We start from the raw sequence: 17,194 nt of genomic DNA on the forward strand, positions 1-17,194 counted from the left end.
ATGTTAATTTTCACCTTATCATTAAATTCTTTAATCAAAAACATCACTTTAACGGAATAATTAAATTTCCGAATAATTAATAAAATGTGATTTCAGGGTTATCGTATATAGAATTTTCTATAATAAGGGGAAGAATGCTTCAGCTGTTTGATAAATTTTAATGAGAATAGACTTACACTGTTATTTCAATACTATTATTTTCCGGATCAAGGATTACACTTTCATAATAACCGTCCCCTGTGGTCCGGGGTTCTCCCACAACTGAATATCCGTCTTTTCTCAATTTTTCGGTAAGCTGGTCCACCTTTTCTTTACTTCCCACCGAAAAAGCCAAATGAATAAATCCTATTTTCTGGGATTCATAGGTGGCTTCCGACTCCAGAATATCGGGACGGTTCATAATTTCCAAACGACAGCCTTCTTTAAAATGTAAAAAATAGGATTGAAAATTTGTGTTCTTATTATGGTATTTTTCATTGGAAACCGCACCGAAATATTGAGTGTAAAAATCTTTTATTTTCTCCAGATCCTTCACCCAAAGAGCAATATGTTCAATTTTCATTTCTGTATTATTTTACGCAATGGAAATTTAGTATTTTATTGCAGTACTTCGTCCGGAAAGATCATAAAATTTCATAAACAGAACATCTAACAGAAAAGTAAATATCCTACTCCACCCCCTATTAAAAGAATTAAAAGGGAAATACCTGAAAATATATATTCCCCAAAACCGGATTTTACTTCATAGCTTATTCCATTGAAAAGTTATTATCTTTGTTTCCTTCAAAATAAGATTATGAGTATTCACATCAGTGCTAAAAAAGGAGAAATTGCTAAAGTAGTATTGCAGCCGGGGGATCCTCTGCGGGCACAATATATTGCTGAAAACTTTCTTGAAAATGCAAAGCTGGTAAGTAAAACCAGAAATATTTTTTACTATACGGGATTATATAAGGGAAAAGAAGTTACAGTGGGAGCCAGCGGTATGGGTTTCCCAAGCATAGGAATCTATTCTTATGAGCTGTTTACAGAGTATGAAGTTGATACGATTATCAGAATAGGAACCTGTGGAGCTTATACAACCGATTTAAAACTTTTTGATATTTTGAATGTTGAAAATGCAGCCAGTGAGAGTACCTATGCCCGATATGCCTGGGAAATAGAAGGTGATATTCTTCCTCATCAGGGAAATGCTTATAGGACCATTAACGAAACGGCTAAAGAATTATCTCTCAACATTAAGGAAACCAATGTTCACAGCAGTGATATTTTCTATAGAAAAGACCCGAATATTCCTGCCATAGCTACAAAATATAATTGTTCTGCCGTAGAGATGGAAGCTTTCGGATTATTTGCCAATGCCAGGCATCTAGGTAAAAATGCAGCGACTATCCTTACCGTTTCAGATATTATCCCTACTCATGAGAATATCTCTTCGGATGAGAGGGAAAAGGCTTTGAAACCAATGATTCAGCTTGCCCTGGAATCTGCTTTAAAAATATAATTTAAAAAAATTGCAACAGAAAGGAGCTTTATGATGAATAGAGCTCTTTTTTTGTATTCTGTAAAGGCCGGCGACTTTACCAGTTTCATCTGCCACTTTGGTAATAAAGACATTAAAACATACATATATGTATGTTTTTTTTATTATTTTTGTAATATGAAACAGCAGGAAAAATCTGAAGCTACCCGTCAGCTGCTCATCGATACCGCATATAAGCTATTCTATAGTAATGGTTTACACAAAACAAGCATTGACACTATTACGGCTAAAGTAAATTTGTCCCGCGGTGCCTTTTATCATCATTTTAAAGATAAAAAAGAACTGATCCTGAATGTGATCCAATCTAAAGTGCACAATAGAATTTATGATGCCATGATCGCCCCTTTACACCAGCAGGGTGATCCTGTTCTGATCTTATGTGATACCTTTTCCCAACGTTTAAAATCCTTTACCAAAAAAGAGAAGGAACTGGGATGCCCTCTCAATAAGTTTATAACGGAATTGGGAAATTCCAAACTTTATAATTCAGCTTTAATGAAAACTATAGATGAATGGAAAAAAGCCATCGAAGATATTCTCAACAGAGCTAAAGCAGAACTGAAAATCAGCCCGGATACGGATGTAAGTTCTACTGCCCTATTCATGATCAGCGCCTATGAAGGAATAAGGGCTATTAGAAAGATTGATGATAATGATCAAAAGCTTGACGGGTGCATCGAGAGCATCATCAGATATATAAAAAGTCTGTAATTTTTTTTAACCAAAGACATACACTTTTGTATGTTTTATAAATACTTAATTAAAATGGATAATTTACAAACCAACAGCCAGCCGAAAGTCCTATTTTTCGATATTAATGAAACACTATTAAATACAGCTGCCATACAATCGCTTCTTTCTGAAAGCTTTGGTGAGGATGTTTATGATTTATGGTTTTCCAAATTATTGCATTATTCTTTAGTTTCAACAGTTACCGAAACGTATAAGAGCTTTAAACTGATTGCTTCTGATGCATTACAGGTAGTGTCTCAGCTAAAAAAAAGAGAAATACCACAAAATATTTCCGCCAAGCTGGCAGACACATTATCTGAATTACCGGCACACCCGGAGGTGGCAGAGTCTTTAAAAATGCTTAAAGAAAAAGGGTATTTAATTGTTGCCCTTTCCAATTCTTCTCAAGATTTACTGAGAAAACAGCTGGACAATGCTCATATTGACCATTTATTTGATGAACAGATCAGCGTGGAAGCTTTTCAGAAATATAAGCCCCATACGGAAGTCTATCATAAAGCCGCTTCTTTTTTACATATTCCTAAAGAAGAATGTATGCTCATTGCTGCCCATGACTGGGATGTATATGGAGCCCTGTCTGCAGGTTTAAGAGCTGCCTTCATCAACAGAAAGGGGCAGTGTCCTTATTTTTTACCGGTAAAACCGGAACTGGAAGAAACGGACTTGCTATCGTTAGCTAAAAAGTTATAGAAAAACAATATCTCATTATTGTTTCAGCTGATTAAAAATATCAGCTATTATTGTGATATAATCTTCCATTTTATTTTCGGGGGTTGACCCGTAGCTGATACGAAACCCCCTTATTTTCCTGTCAAAACTATACGTTTCGGGATGGATGATCTTTATATTCTGCTTTAATAACAGGTCAATAAAGTCTTCCCAATTAATTTCCACTTTAGGTCTGAGCCAGAATGAAAGCCCTCCTTTAGGCAGTGTATAGTCCGCCATGTCTTTAAGGTGCTTATCCAGCAGAAGATACATTTTATCCCTTTTTGCTTTATAATGAGCGGTTACTTTTTTGATATGTCTTTTAATGGTTCCGTCATTGATGAGCTCCAAGACAGCCTGTTCCATAATATTATCCCCCTGCACATCAATGAGCCTCCTGAGTTTTCTAATTTTCTTCAGCAGATCTTTATCTTTTGTAACCAGATATCCTATCCTTAAAGCTGGTGCCACCACCTTACTCATGGAACCTATATAGATATAATTTTTCAACTGCTGAAAACTGGACATGGGAAACAACGGACGATATCCAAAGTGAAATTCATTGTTATAATCGTCTTCTATAATGGTAATACCATATTCATTGGAAAGACTGATCAGTTCCAGCCTTCTTTTTAAGCTTAGTGTAACTGTGGTAGGATATTGATGATGGGGAGTTACATACACCGCTTTTATTTTTTCTCCATTTTTTAAAAGCTTCCTTATTTCATCCACTTCTATTCCTTCCCTGTCTACATTCACCGGGATAATATCTGTCTCTGCATTTTCAAAAACATCCCATGCTGATTTAAATCCGGGGTTTTCAACAATTATCTTATCTCCTTTTTCCAGAAAACAATGGGCCGCAAGATAAAGCGCCATCTGACTGCCGCGGGTAATAAAAATGTCTTCATGATTTGCAAACATTCCCCTTTCATGATTAAGCATCTGAGCGAGCGTCACTCTGAATTCCACATCTCCCTGCTCATCACTATATCCCATCATCTGCCATTTTCCCTTTCTGTTGAAAATCTGCCGGTGGGCCCTTGCCAATTCTGCAATGGGTGCTAATTTGGTATCGGGAGAACCATCATCAAAGTCTACATATATATTACTGTTGTGAATAATTTCCGATTCCAATACTTTTTCATCTTTTCCTACCTGATTTTGAAGATCCGGTAATTTATCCGATACAAATATTCCTTTTCTTTCTTTAGAAACCACCCATTCTTCGCTTAGCAGAACATCATACGCTTCCACTACCGTATTCCTGTTCACATTGAGAACCTTAGCCATATTCCGGCTGCCGGGTAATACGTCTCCGAATTTTAATCTTCCATAATAAATATCATGTATAACCGCATCCGCAATCTGCAGATAAATAGGTTTTTGTAAACTTTTATCAATTTGAAGTTCTATTTTCCAAGGACGTAACATAGGATAGAGTTTGTTCTTACTTTATTATATATATTTAAATAAAAGATACACAAAATATTCTCAAACAGAATATAATATGCCCAAAGAACTTTATACTACTTTTGTACCATATTAAAAATGGGGGTATTTTTTTGAAAAGACAAATTAGAAAAAAATGCCTGTCAGTGCGGAAAGATCAATAAAAAATATCCATTCTTAAAAATGAATAATTCTTTTTAGGAACGGATATAATAACCACTTTTACATAGAAATAAACCCCTCATTTTTTTTCATCATTTGTGTTTTTTGAAAATATATATATAAAAAAGTGAGAGCGAGGGGTTTAAAAAATTACTTTTCATAATAAAGGGCAGATTATAATTTTAATAATACTTATTATCCTATCCCAACTTAAGCATTGCTAACAGATAACTGCCTTTAATTATGTTACAAAGGTATAGCATACTGTTAAAAATAGTATGGTCCAGTTTTTAAAAATATATATGGTCCAACAACAAATTGCTGTTATTGTTATAAAAAACACAAAGCTTTTCTATTATTTTGCTGTTGTAGAAAGCGATTGATCATTTACTTTACAGATCAGAGTCTAAAAGTACTCCCCTTGTCAGCAATTGCTATAATATCATATTCATGATATTTCTCCGGCACTAAGAAGTAATTGTTGGTATTTATGTTGAATGTTATCCTGCCCTGTATTTCCGAGCTATTTACATACACAAAGTCGTAACACCGTCCGGCATTACGACTTTTTTCGGATTTCCCGAATGAAATATTGAGTGCAATAATGAGTTTGTATTAATACTGATCAAGGAAATAATTCAGCAAGTCAGTAGTGGTCACAATTCCTTTTAATTCTCCATTCTCCACTACTGGTACTGAGTGGAAACTGTGCTTTGAAAGGAGCTCCGTAACTTCTTTTATGTTTGCGGACGGAGGGGTTGTCACCAGTGTTTTTGCCATTATCTGAGGGATGGTATAGGTTTCATATACTACGGTTTCCACCTCATCGGAATCCGTCACGTCGGTATAGCTTATTTTGAGGAGGTCGGAAAGGCTTATAATTCCTATTAGTTTCTTGCCATCCACTACAGGAAGGTGACGAAGGTTATTTTCTTTTAACAGTTTTTCTGCATCATACAGGGTGTTGGTAGTGTTAAGTGTTATTAGTTTAGTACTCATAATCTGAGATACAGGAACGCGTTGTTTCATTTCATCAATTCTTAAAGGTTAAACATTTTTCCTATATCAAATATATTGACATCCGGGGTCTAAACTGATGACCAATATCATCCTCTTTGAATGATATTGGTCAAAGGAATTGTGATAATTTATTTGTAACTTAATGTGTTGCTATTGGGGATCAATCAGTTCTGTTTTACTTTGTAAACTTCAGTTTTATAATACCTGACCAGAAAATCATAAATAACCATTTCAAATACCCTTTGGACAGATACAAACAGCCTGTTGATATTCATATGGAATAGGCTTTGAAAAAATACAGGTAAAGGCATTCCGAGACATCCGTTTTTATCATGGTAAATAATATGCTGAAGCTGCGCTTTTCCTTTTTCAATATGGGAAAGGGCACGCTCTCTTTCTTCTGCAAATTCTTCCGAATGAATAAATTCCTGAAACCGTGGCTTAAATTCCCGGTATTTTTTGTCCAGTTGACTGTTTAATTTTTTATCGGCATTAAATTCCTGCTTGAAAGCCTGTTCAGATCGCTGTACCCATTCCAGCTTTTCCCGGGCAGTAAGTTGAAGTTTATTCAGAATTTCATCTATATAGAAAAGACTTACCTCTATTTTCTCTTCATCGCTAAAAGTGAGGCAATCCAAAGTATATTCGCTGTTGAGCCAAAATAAAGTCTCCGCATCTTCCATGGTGTTTTCCCCATATCTTTCTATCTCCCTCCGGTACGTATCGATCACAAGATTCGAAATTTCTCCGGATTTAATAAAGGGCTCCAGCGTTAGTTTAAATCTATCGAGAATTTCATTACCGTACATTGTCTGTTCCAGAGACAGCCTAATCCTCAGATGGGGTTTAGGATCGTTATAACGAATAAAAAACCATTTTGAAATATAGCTGTTTTCCTGTAAATATTCTACTAAGGGCTGTAATGCTTCTTCTAAAATGATATCTGCCGTTTTTACTCCTGTATATATTTTCAGGTAAAGCCATTGGCTGCCGGGAATGAATTGCCTTTCTTTCATCTTGATCATTGTTCTTTATACATAGGGAATATATATTCATGGCAGAAATCTTCATGCTCATCATACAAAAACTCTTCGATGATCACTTCCTTCCTATTCTTCACCGAATCAAGGAACATTCTTATCCAATCATAATTTTCGAGATTAACGGTAAGCTTATTATCAAACTGTACCCATTGGATCCATTGAGGAATTTTTCTTTTGACCCTCCAGTAGTGAATTTCTTTTAAAAAGTTTTCCCGGTCTTCTACCTTCAGCAACAATTGTTTAATTTCTTTTTCTGTGATATTCCACTGGGCTTTTGATAAAATAATATTCCGATATTCCACCCGCGGTAAAAAATGATATAAACGCGTGAGATCTCCCCAGCTGAAATAAATGCCGGTCCTGAAATTTTGAGAATAAACATCACAAAGAAAATGATAGACAGGTAAAGAATCAGCTGAATAATTATGAGCATTGGTTAAATAAGGTAAGATTTCCTTATTATGCTTCCCGGAACGCAGGACTATCCTGTCATTTTTTAATGATATATAGAGGTCTTCCAATACTATTTGGTTTTCTTCAGGTAACAGGGACTGTGCAAGAAAAGGAATTTCAAAAGCCCGTAAAGTGGGCCTTCTTATGACATTTCCTATTCGGGCTTCAGGCAGATGGATAATTTCAGCAATAATATAGCCGGTATTCAGCTCTTCTTCTTTTTCAGCAATCTTTCGGGTTAAATGATGCACTTCTGCCTTTTCGGAACAAAATCTTCCCAGTAAGTTGGCCGCACTGCTTCCCCCTCCTCCATTCAAAACTAGCTTTTTCTGGTGATCTTCAGAAATAATCTCTGCCGTACAGGAGATGGTTGCGGGTAAATCTTTCCAGTTTTCTTCGAAGTCTTTAAAGTCTTCATCTGATAATTCAATTTTATCCTGATGACCGGTCAAAGCATCCTGAAGTTTTTCATTGAAAATCCGCTGTACCGCATTAAGCTGAATTTTGATATCCTGATTTTTACCATTGGAAAGAAAACGTAAATCATCCAGATAGGGATGCATTCCTTTTGAATTAACGTCCTGCCTGTACCCTATTCCAATTTCCATATCTAAGGCATACGCCAAAGGAACTTCCTCCGTTTCAAATCTATTATAGAATGCTTTTTTAAATTTTTCAAAATGTGTTTCGTTGTGAGGTAATGTTATTTTATTCAGAAAGGATATTCCTTTTTTCAATTCTTTCTGCCAGGTATTGGATAGCTTCTTTTTTTCCGTGGAATACAGGTCCGTCTGAAACAAAAACTTCTGCTCATAATCTATATCAAAAGAATCTTTAATCAGCTTTTCTATTTCTTTATATCCGGAATCGGGATTTCCTATATTTTCGTCCAGTTCCTTTACCTTAGCTTGAACAGACCGTAAAATATTCACTTCTTTATCTGACTTTATCCTATCCAGAACATTTATGATGATCTCTAAAAAATCATTTCCTGAGACATTCGGTTCAAGTTCACTTACCAAAATCTGATTATCAATTAATTCCTCTACAAATTCTTCGGCCTCTTCTACTGCTAATTCATCGTGGGCTAAGTTCTCCGCTATGGATGTAATCGTCTTACCTTTCCGGGAATAATTCAAAATACACTCCAGCTCATCGGAAAGCAAAACGGAAGAAATGATATAATCTCTCTTCCCATCGACAGATTCATATTCTATATACCGGAAACGGGACCCGGTTTTATAAATACTGTTATTCGGAAAATATAGCAGCTTATTTTTTATGTCGGGCTGATGGGCTAAATACTGAGAAAGTGAAACCAAAAAGTGCATATCCAGCCTGGTATCTCTTATTTTTTTAATCCCAGATTCTATTTCTGTATTTTCATTTTCAAATTTTCCCAAGCCCACAGATGAAAACAATCCAAATGGTGTACAGCGTGTACTCATACGGCTGAAATATTTCAGCAACGCATTTTTAAACTTCTGAAATTCTTTGGGTGACCATCTTTTTTCTGATTTCAGCCACAGCATCATTTCTTCATAAAGGTAAGGTGATGCCAGCCGTATCGCTTCCTGAAAAACAGCATCAGAGCAAATACGATGCAGCTCTTCAGAAGTGACTTCAGACTTATTTATTGCATTGAAAAACTTTTTACGGGACAATGTTGGAGTACGCACAACATACTCATCAAAAAATTGATAAGGGAAACGGGACATTTTACTTGTTTGTGTTTTCTTTAGGCTGGTAGTCAGGATGTCCCAACTGCCAGAATGCAAAGGCAAAAATTAAAGAATTTCTTTCATGTATTTTATATACCGGATCTTCAATGCCGTGTCCGGAATTATAATTCACTTTCAATAACACCGGATTATCAGAGGATTTATTTGCCTGTAATTTTGCCGCAAATTTAGTCGACTGCCACGGCGCCACTCTGGTGTCATTTATTCCTGTAATGATGAGTGAAGAAGGATATTTTGTTTGTTTTTTGATATGGTGGTAAGCATCCATTTCCCATAAGCTCCTAAATCCGTCCTGACTTTCTACACTTCCAAATTCATCGGCATCCGTACCTCCGATCCCGTTATACTGCATTCTTAATGTATTTAATGTTCCTACTTCTATAATGGCAGCTTTAAATAAATCCGGCCGTTCTGTAATCGCCCTTCCCATGAGAATTCCTCCCGCACTTTGACCCCATAGTCCTACTTTGCCCAAAGAACTGTATTTTTTATTTAGCAAATATTCGGTACATGAAATTAAATCTTTCCAGGAGTTGCTTTTTTTTGTTTTTTTACCTTCTTCGTGCCATTTTTCTCCTTTTTCTCCTCCTCCACGAACATGTGCAATTGCAAAAACCCCTCCCTGATTTGCCCAAAGCAAATAACTTCTGGCAAAAAATGGGCGGATAGATTCTGCATACGCACCATAACCGTATATTAATAAAGGAGCATTACCATTTTTCTGCAAATTTTTATTGTAAATTAATGAGAGGGGTATATCTTCTCCATCCCAGGATTTTACGGTCACTTCTTCTACAACAATATCTTTAAATTCGGGATAACTGATGACCGGAACCAAATTCTCTTCCACAAAAGAATTATCTGCCGGGTTGTATCTATATCGCTGCTCATCATTCGCCCAGCCGGAACTGGTTATCCAAATGTCTGAAAATTCTTTCCCTTTCGTCTGTAAGTTGATACTTCCTGAAACGTAGGGTAACCGGATGGATATGTCTTTCCCTTCTTTATATAAATAGAGCTTTGCCTCCACACCATTTTTAGTGGTGGTATAATATACTCCGTCTTTAGTAATGGCATAGCTCTTAATGACTTCATTCGTCCTTTCAGAAATCAATATTTCGGGATTTTTAAAATCGGGATTAGCGGCTTTTGTTCTGCATAATTTATAATTAGGTGAGCCATAGCCGGACAAAAAGTAGATATATTTGTTCACCAGCCTTACATAGTAAACTTTATCTTCTTTATCATATAATAGCTTCCATGCTTTACTTCCCTTTAGCAGTTCTTTTTTATCAATAATAAAAGTTTTTCTGTAATCTTCCGCATCTACCAGCATTCCGAGATAATATTCATCATCCTCATTGAAAGACAATACGGAAGGATATTTTTCTATGGGAATATGTAAGGAAGGATTATGATCCCGGGAAAAAATTTCATTTCTCTGATTAGGATCTTCTCCTATTCTATACAGAACGGTTTTAGTATTTTTAGCAAAAAGCTTGGATTTGGGATCCGTTTCGGGATAATAAACATAAAAAAATCCCGAATTATCCGCCAGCCATTTAATCCACCCTATATTGGACGGATTAGTATGGGTAACCACTTCAGGATACACTTTTTTGGTTTTTACATCAATAATAATGACTTCGGAAAGCTCCTTGCCTTTTTCTGATAGGGAAACCGCTATTTTACTTCCGTCCCAGCTGGGGCTGATCATATTAATAATAAATTCCGACCTGGAATCACTGTCCCCAGCCTTATCTTTTAAAGACGAAATAAAATATATTGGGTCATACAATAATTCTTCCTTTCCATACAACCCAATTTTAAAATAAGCCTTGGCTACTTTCTCATTAGCATTTCTTTTGAGATAAAAATACTTATCATTTCCTGTAATTTTTAAATCTGAAATAAAATACCCCTGTCTTTTCTCCAGTTCCAGCCTTTTATTCAAATAATAATCTTTATTAGGAATACGGTCTAAAACAGAATCTGTAAAATCTGACTGAACTTTCATCCAATCCATCACTTCAGGATCCTGTAGATTTTCCAGATTTCGATATTCATCTACTATCTTTATTCCGAAATATTCATCAGTAAAAGGTACTGAAGGAGCTAAATGAGAACGTTGAGAATATAAAATATTGAAAGCAATTACAATAAAAAAAAATTCCAATCTTGTTTTAAACTGCATTACTTTAAGTCTATTTTATTAGGCGGTTGGTATAATAGTTTCTTTGGGCTTACTTGTATTTTCAGGATCTCCACATGTGGAATCATCTATCAAATAAATTTTTCCACCCACAATTTTGCTTGGATTACTGATTTTTGCCATTTGTATCTTTTTCAAAGATAATTTTTTTTCTGATTTCTTTTTCATTTTTAGTACATATATTATTTACAGACCGCAAATAAATAGATAATAACACTAAATACAAATAAATAAACATATAAATTTATAAATTTATAGCCCAAAAATTAAAATTCCTTGGAATAGCCAATCATTTAATTTATTTTATTCAAGGAACTTTGTAATTCAGCCATGAAAGTAAATATCATTCTTTTTTTAATTGTATGTTCTGGTTTTGTAAGTGCTCAAAACTCCCGTGATTCTTTAAGCAAGTATACCTTTCCGGAATTGAGCAGCCGGTTTTATCAGTATGCCAACAATGATGAATTTAAGAAAGCAAGACAGCTTTCAACTTATTATCTACAAAGAGCCAAAAGCAGTAAAGATCCATCTCAAATTGCGGAGGGCTATGTAATGATGCATTTTACCGAAAAACTTCCCGCTGCGTTACAATATATTGACAGTTTACAAAATATTTCAAAAAATCTGGATAAAAAAATATATCCGGCCAGGATTTATTTGCTTCGGGGAAATCTGTATTTTAAACATGACAATCAGAAATTAGCATTGAACAATTATGTACTAGGGTTAAAATATGCCAAAATACAGAAGAATGAAAGACAGATAGCCTTTGCCAATATAAGCATAGCTTATTTAAACAACTATATCGGAAAACACCTGGAAGCTGCCAAAACTTTGAGATATTACTGGGACCACGGAAGTTATCTAACTGAACCGGAGCGGTATCAAATCCATCTGAACCTAGCCGACACATATACAGAAATCAATAAAATGGATTCGGCAAAAATTTTCATTGAAGAAGGATTAAACAGCTCTTTAAAAAAGGACGATTCCCACCGATATCACCAATATTTGTCCCTTCAGGGGTTCTATAATCTGAAGCTTAAAAAATATCCTCTTGCCATCAAAGATCTGCTTGCCTCTGAGAAATTCTTTTCTACCAACAATAATGATACTAACTTAAATTATGTCCTCTTAAATCTTGGTAAGGCTTATTGGGGGACCAATGACAAGGAAAAAGCGATTGAGTACTTTTCAAAAATAGATTCTACTATACAAAAGACGAACAATACATTTCCCGAACTCCGGGAAGTTTATACTTATCTTATAGAATATTATAAAGAAAAAAAGGACAAAGAGAAGCAACTCTATTATATAGAACGCTTCATAGATATAGATAAAATATTAGATTCTCAATTCCGATATGTTTCAAGGGAACTGCCCAGAAGATATGACACTCCCCGGCTGGTTAAAGAAAAGGAAGATATTATCAGCGACCTGGAGAAAAGAAGAACCCTTCTTTATTCTTCGTTATGTATTTCCGTATTGGTACTCATCCTGATTGCCTATCTCTATTTAAAATCAAAAAAAACCGAGAAGAAATACCGGAAAATCGCCCACGATTTAATCATATCGCTAGAAGAGCAAAATAAGATCAACTCATCTTTACCGGAGGCAGAGCCTTTACCTACTGGTCGAAATTATGAGCAGCACAATATTAAAATCGAGGAAAAACAAGCCATAAAAACTATTTCTAAAGATGTTTCCGAATCTATTTTGAATGAGCTGCAAACCTTTGAAGCTAAAGAAAAGTTCTTGGCAAAAGGAATTACTTTAGCCAAACTGGCTAAAACCCTTAAAACCAATACTACTTACTTATCGGATATTATCAATACGCATAAAGGAAAAAATTTTGCTACTTATCTTAATGACCTCCGTATTGACTATGCTTTAAATAAATTAATAACAGACAAAAAGTTCCGGTCTTATAAAATTTCTGCAATTGCTGAAGAGCTCGGATATAATAATGAGCAGGCATTTTCTTTGGCATTCAAGAAAAAAACAGGAACTCCACTTTCCATCTACCTCAAGGAAATTGAAAAACTGGAGAAAAGCCCCACAAATTTTTGATAATCAACACGTTAAAAACAATATATTTATAAATCCAACCCTATAAATTCATAAATCTATATAAGCTTCCCTTTTTATCTTACAAGGTCTTTTCTAAGTTTGTCTCAGCCAAAAGCCAATTTATTTTTTGTAAGTGCGCAGTTACAAATAAAATAAATATCTATCGGCATCCCAAGTCAGGGTTCATATGACAAAAAAAAATTACTAAACTAAATTTTAAGAAAATGAAAAAGACAAAATTTGAAAGTCTACAAGGTAAAAAGCTAGGAAATTTAAAAGACATCTATGCGGGAAAACTAGCATTACAACAGAATGGTATCTGCTCAGGAACAGGAACAGATGATGATCCTGCAGTTCTTGAAACTTTAACATTATCCAGTAATGGAGGAGGTAAAAACGACGGATGTGACTAATAATTTCTTTTCAGTTTAAACAAAGGGGTTGTTTTTAACAACCCTTTAATTCTTATTTCTTTATGATTTTAATTTTATCCACCCCACATGATGATGACACGAATTTAGTGATAGAGCATCTGTCCAATCTGAAAGAAAAATTTATACGAATTAATGACCTGGATATTTTTACCGGTAAAACCAAGTTTGATTTCAAATTATTGGACACTATAGAACTCACTGTTGAAAATCCGTTTTTCGGGAAAAGGGATCTTTCGGAAGTAACCTGTGTATGGTATAGAAAATTCGGTTTCTTTGAAAAATATAAACACCTTCTGGAAAATGTTAAAAATGATGAAGCATTAAGGTTTTTAGAATCCGAGCACCGTTCTACCCTGGAAATGTTCTTTCATTTTTTAAGAGGAAAAAAGTGGCTCAATAATTATTTTCATGTAAGAGATAACAGTAAGATATCGATCCTTAATTATGCAATCCGCGTAGGTTTGGATATTCCTTATACGCACATCACCAACTATTCTTCCGAAAACAGTATTAATCCCGCGCACTCCTATATTACCAAGCCTATTAAAGATGGATCGGTAGTGAATGCTGAAGACAAAATATACTTCTTTCTGACAAAAAAAATAGAATATTCCGAAATCATAGAGAATACCAGCTTTTTTCCTAGCCTTTTTCAGAAAAATATACAAAAAGAATATGAACTGCGGGTTTTCCATCTTAATGGAAAAAATTATCCTATGGCTATTTTCTCCCAGAATGATGAGCAGACCGAAACCGATTTCCGGCAATATAATTATCAGAAACCCAATCGAATGATTCCTTATCAATTACCTGCCGAGATTGACAATAAAATTAATAAGCTGATGAAAGCTATTAAACTTGAAACAGGTTCCATAGATCTCATAAAAGGATGTGATGGTAAGTATTATTTTTTAGAGGTAAATCCTTCGGGGCAATTCCGGATGACCTCGTTTCCCTGCAATTACAATTTGCATTTTGAAGTCGCCCAATATCTTCAAAGGCTAAATAAAAAATAGAATATATGTACTTAAAAGATAATTTTCAAAAGGACAATCAAAAGTTTTTCCCTTTGCTCTTTGGGGTTACAGAAGAACAGGACCTTACCAAGATCAAAAGAAACAGACCTTTCAGAGTTACTACATCTCCGTTTCATCAGTCAGAAATATATTGCTTAAGAATTTATAAAAATGGAATCAGTTTCTTTAAAAAATAAATACGTGAATGTTTATAGCTGCTGTATTTTTGTTAAAGGATATACCAGAGCTGCTATATATGATCTGCAGAGGGAGGAAATCGAACTGGTTCCCAACAGCCTTGTGGATTTTGTAAAATATATAGATAAAAAAAAGACTTCCGACATCTATGAAGAGTTCAAAGATAATAAAGATGCTTTAGAATATTTGGAGTTCCTGTATAGCAATGATTTTATATTCGATGCTCCAGAAGGATCCAAAAATAATTTTCCGTCACTTACCACCTACTCTGTAAATGAAGATACCTCACCTCTTAATTTTGTAACCCTATATTTTTCGGATATCATTCATAATAACCTGGAGGATATTTTTGAAAAATTATACCAACTGGGAGTCAAAGGTTTACATATTCATTTTACAGAAAAAAGTGAAGAATATTTATCCCTCATTTTAAATTTAATTCAAAATACTCGGATCACTTATTTATCGGTATCGGTTCCCTATGATTCCAACGTCAATTTTGGTGCTTTCAAACACAATATTCTGAAATATATTTATGTATATAATGCCGAGGATGAAATTAATATGGAAGAAGATGAAACTAAAATCATTTTTTCTAAAAAAGCTTACCAGTTCTTTAAAAAGAAATTCAGCCTAGCCAATTTAGCTATTAACCATGGAGCATATAATATATCTTTAAAGAACAACCTGGCTTTGTACAAAACCATTTTCATAGATAAAAATGGGAATATAAGGTTGAACGGATACGATAAGAACAACTATGGGAATATCATCGACCATTCTTCCAAAAGAATATTAAATAACGAACTTCTAAGATTATCGGAAGTATGGAAAATAAAGAAAACTTCAATAGTACCTTGTAAATTTTGTGAATTCAGATGGGTATGCACTGCCAATTTTATCCCCCAGAAAAAAGATAATTATTATATTGTCGAGTGTAATTACAATCCAAAAAACAATACCGGCATATGAAAAAACTATTTTTATTGATGATCACTTTATCGACTATCATCTCCTGCACCAATTACATCAAAACCATCGATGCAAAAATGGTGAATGATGAGGACAATGAGTTACTGACACGAAGCTTACCTCTTCCGGGCACTCCTCTGGAATTTAATTTTTATGGAGATTACCAATTTGATACAATTGACAAAAAATTTGTTTTTTTCACCAATGCTGATATAAAGAAAATCCTTAGCAAAATAAATAAAAAACCTGATCAACAAGTCCTTTTCACCTACACCAATACCAGCATATATAATAATCTGACCGGTTTTTTTTATAAAGATCAGACTCTCGAGGACATTCGGCGCCAACTCAATCAGCCCAATAAGGATATGGGAAATGGAATTTTATATGAATACAGCTATAAGGGCTACAATATAATTGATATTTACCAGCAGCAAGACAACGGAATCTTAAGATTTATTTCGGTCAACAATTCTAAAAATCAGGATATTAAAAAATTCAACCTGGAAAACAACAACCTGTTTTTCTATATTAATGCTCAACTCTGGACAAAATGATAAAATACATTATAATTTTTGCATATTTCTTTCTTTTCCCTTTATGGAAAGCACAAAACATGAATATTGTATATGTGATGAGCTATAAAGAAGACTCGTCTGCTACCGAGAAAACTTCCAAAGAAGTCGTTTTACTGATCAGGGATAAGAGCTCTTTATTTGAAACTTCCAAACAATATCGCTTTGATTCCATTAAAGCAGTGAAGCCCTCTCAGTTTGCAAGCAGCGATTATGATTTTATGGTTTCAAAAAATTATGAAAATAACACTTCCTACGTTTATAAATCCATCCTCAGAGATTTCTACAAAATACCGGCTGAGACCACATTCGATTGGAAAATAGAAAATGAAAAGCTCCAGATAGGTCCATATAGCTGTCAAAAAGCAAGTCTGAACTATAAAGGTCGGCATTGGGTAGCATGGTTTACCAATGATATTCCCATCCAGGACGGCCCCTATATCTTTAAAGGACTGCCGGGACTCATTATTTCCATGAAAGATTCATCAGGATCCTACGAATTCTTATTTAAAAAATTAAAAAAAGACAGCAATACCCAGTATTTTCCAAGCAAAGAAGCGATGGAAATCAGTAATGCAGATTATAAAAAAGTGATGATCAATCATTACAATGATCCTTACAGGGAAATGAAAGGAACCAATGTTAAGGTAACCGTTAAAGATGAAAACGGTAATCTTGTAACTCCGGATTTTAGAAAACTGACTCAGCAAGCCCAAAAATCACTCAAAAAAAATAATAATCCCATAGAGCTATCCGATGCCATCCGTTATCCGGATTAATTTCACACAAATCGCCATTCTTATGAAAAAACATTTGTTATTTTGAAACATCTGTGTATTTT

At 34.6% G+C, this 17,194-nt stretch carries 17 protein-coding genes; 10 read left to right on the forward strand and 7 right to left on the reverse strand.

Translation table 11 applies throughout. From position 1 onward, the window contains the following. Nucleotides 1-172: 172 nt before the first annotated feature. On the reverse strand, nucleotides 173-562 hold the full coding sequence (locus tag ABJ974_RS13020) for a VOC family protein (protein WP_419868670.1): 390 nt from the start codon (nucleotides 560-562) through the stop codon (nucleotides 173-175). A gap of 234 nt (nucleotides 563-796) precedes the next feature. Here ABJ974_RS13020 and deoD point away from each other — a divergent pair, with 234 nt between their 5' ends. From deoD to ABJ974_RS13035, 3 genes are all read left to right on the forward strand, one after another. Next, nucleotides 797-1,504, forward strand: a complete 708-nt coding sequence (gene deoD / locus ABJ974_RS13025) for a purine-nucleoside phosphorylase (RefSeq protein ID WP_419868671.1) — start codon at nucleotides 797-799, stop codon at nucleotides 1,502-1,504. 156 nt (nucleotides 1,505-1,660) lie between these two features. Continuing rightward, nucleotides 1,661-2,254, forward strand: coding sequence for a TetR/AcrR family transcriptional regulator (locus ABJ974_RS13030; protein ID WP_419868672.1), 594 nt, complete (start codon nucleotides 1,661-1,663; stop codon nucleotides 2,252-2,254). A gap of 54 nt (nucleotides 2,255-2,308) precedes the next feature. After that, entirely contained in the window at nucleotides 2,309-2,986 is a 678-nt protein-coding gene (locus tag ABJ974_RS13035; protein WP_419868673.1) for a haloacid dehalogenase type II, read from the forward strand. Between the two features lie 15 nt (nucleotides 2,987-3,001). On the opposite strand, the gene pdxR is transcribed toward ABJ974_RS13035, so the two are convergent. From pdxR to ABJ974_RS13065, 6 genes are all read right to left on the reverse strand, one after another. Then, entirely contained in the window at nucleotides 3,002-4,438 is a 1,437-nt protein-coding gene (gene pdxR / locus ABJ974_RS13040; protein ID WP_419868674.1) for a MocR-like pyridoxine biosynthesis transcription factor PdxR, read from the reverse strand. Nucleotides 4,439-5,233: 795 nt separating this feature from the next. Beyond that, a complete protein-coding gene (locus ABJ974_RS13045; RefSeq protein ID WP_419868675.1) occupies nucleotides 5,234-5,647 on the reverse strand; it encodes a CBS domain-containing protein in 414 nt (137 codons plus the stop codon). 155 nt (nucleotides 5,648-5,802) lie between these two features. Continuing rightward, on the reverse strand, nucleotides 5,803-6,654 hold the full coding sequence (locus ABJ974_RS13050; protein WP_419868676.1) for a thiopeptide-type bacteriocin biosynthesis protein: 852 nt from the start codon (nucleotides 6,652-6,654) through the stop codon (nucleotides 5,803-5,805). 5 nt (nucleotides 6,655-6,659) lie between these two features. After that, on the reverse strand, nucleotides 6,660-8,912 hold the full coding sequence (locus tag ABJ974_RS13055) for a lantibiotic dehydratase family protein (protein ID WP_419868677.1): 2,253 nt from the start codon (nucleotides 8,910-8,912) through the stop codon (nucleotides 6,660-6,662). Continuing rightward, the gene (locus ABJ974_RS13060) at nucleotides 8,854-11,070 is read right to left on the reverse strand and encodes a prolyl oligopeptidase family serine peptidase (protein WP_419868678.1); all 2,217 of its coding nucleotides are present in this window, start codon (nucleotides 11,068-11,070) and stop codon (nucleotides 8,854-8,856) included. The genes ABJ974_RS13055 and ABJ974_RS13060 overlap by 59 nt, the downstream gene beginning before the upstream one ends. Nucleotides 11,071-11,088: 18 nt before the next feature. Continuing rightward, the gene (locus tag ABJ974_RS13065; RefSeq protein WP_419868679.1) at nucleotides 11,089-11,256 is read right to left on the reverse strand and encodes a hypothetical protein; all 168 of its coding nucleotides are present in this window, start codon (nucleotides 11,254-11,256) and stop codon (nucleotides 11,089-11,091) included. Nucleotides 11,257-11,418: 162 nt separating this feature from the next. On the opposite strand from ABJ974_RS13065, the gene ABJ974_RS13070 reads away from it, so the two are divergent. The 7 genes from ABJ974_RS13070 to ABJ974_RS13100 all read left to right on the forward strand — a co-directional run bounded on the left by ABJ974_RS13070 (nucleotide 11,419) and on the right by ABJ974_RS13100 (nucleotide 17,132). Beyond that, entirely contained in the window at nucleotides 11,419-13,158 is a 1,740-nt protein-coding gene (locus ABJ974_RS13070; RefSeq protein WP_419868680.1) for a helix-turn-helix domain-containing protein, read from the forward strand. 224 nt (nucleotides 13,159-13,382) lie between these two features. Continuing rightward, the gene (locus tag ABJ974_RS13075) at nucleotides 13,383-13,571 is read left to right on the forward strand and encodes a hypothetical protein (RefSeq protein ID WP_419868681.1); all 189 of its coding nucleotides are present in this window, start codon (nucleotides 13,383-13,385) and stop codon (nucleotides 13,569-13,571) included. Nucleotides 13,572-13,633: 62 nt separating this feature from the next. After that, nucleotides 13,634-14,608 carry a grasp-with-spasm system ATP-grasp peptide maturase gene (gene gwsG, locus ABJ974_RS13080; protein ID WP_419868682.1) on the forward strand — a complete coding sequence of 325 codons (975 nt, stop codon included), beginning with the start codon at nucleotides 13,634-13,636 and terminating at the stop codon, nucleotides 14,606-14,608. Between the two features lie 5 nt (nucleotides 14,609-14,613). Further along, nucleotides 14,614-14,805: a hypothetical protein gene (locus ABJ974_RS13085; protein WP_419868683.1), complete on the forward strand. Its 192-nt coding sequence runs from the start codon at nucleotides 14,614-14,616 to the stop codon at nucleotides 14,803-14,805. Beyond that, complete coding sequence (locus tag ABJ974_RS13090) at nucleotides 14,780-15,778, forward strand: hypothetical protein (RefSeq protein WP_419868684.1); 999 nt, start codon at nucleotides 14,780-14,782, stop codon at nucleotides 15,776-15,778. Before ABJ974_RS13085 ends, ABJ974_RS13090 begins: the two co-directional genes overlap by 26 nt. Further along, nucleotides 15,775-16,335: a hypothetical protein gene (locus ABJ974_RS13095; RefSeq protein ID WP_419868685.1), complete on the forward strand. Its 561-nt coding sequence runs from the start codon at nucleotides 15,775-15,777 to the stop codon at nucleotides 16,333-16,335. Before ABJ974_RS13090 ends, ABJ974_RS13095 begins: the two co-directional genes overlap by 4 nt. A 59-nt stretch (nucleotides 16,336-16,394) precedes the next feature. After that, a complete protein-coding gene (locus tag ABJ974_RS13100; RefSeq protein WP_419868686.1) occupies nucleotides 16,395-17,132 on the forward strand; it encodes a GLPGLI family protein in 738 nt (245 codons plus the stop codon). Nucleotides 17,133-17,194: the final 62 nt, after the last annotated feature.

The organism is Chryseobacterium sp. CT-SW4, assembly GCF_048572715.1.
Taxonomy (GTDB): domain Bacteria; phylum Bacteroidota; class Bacteroidia; order Flavobacteriales; family Weeksellaceae; genus Chryseobacterium.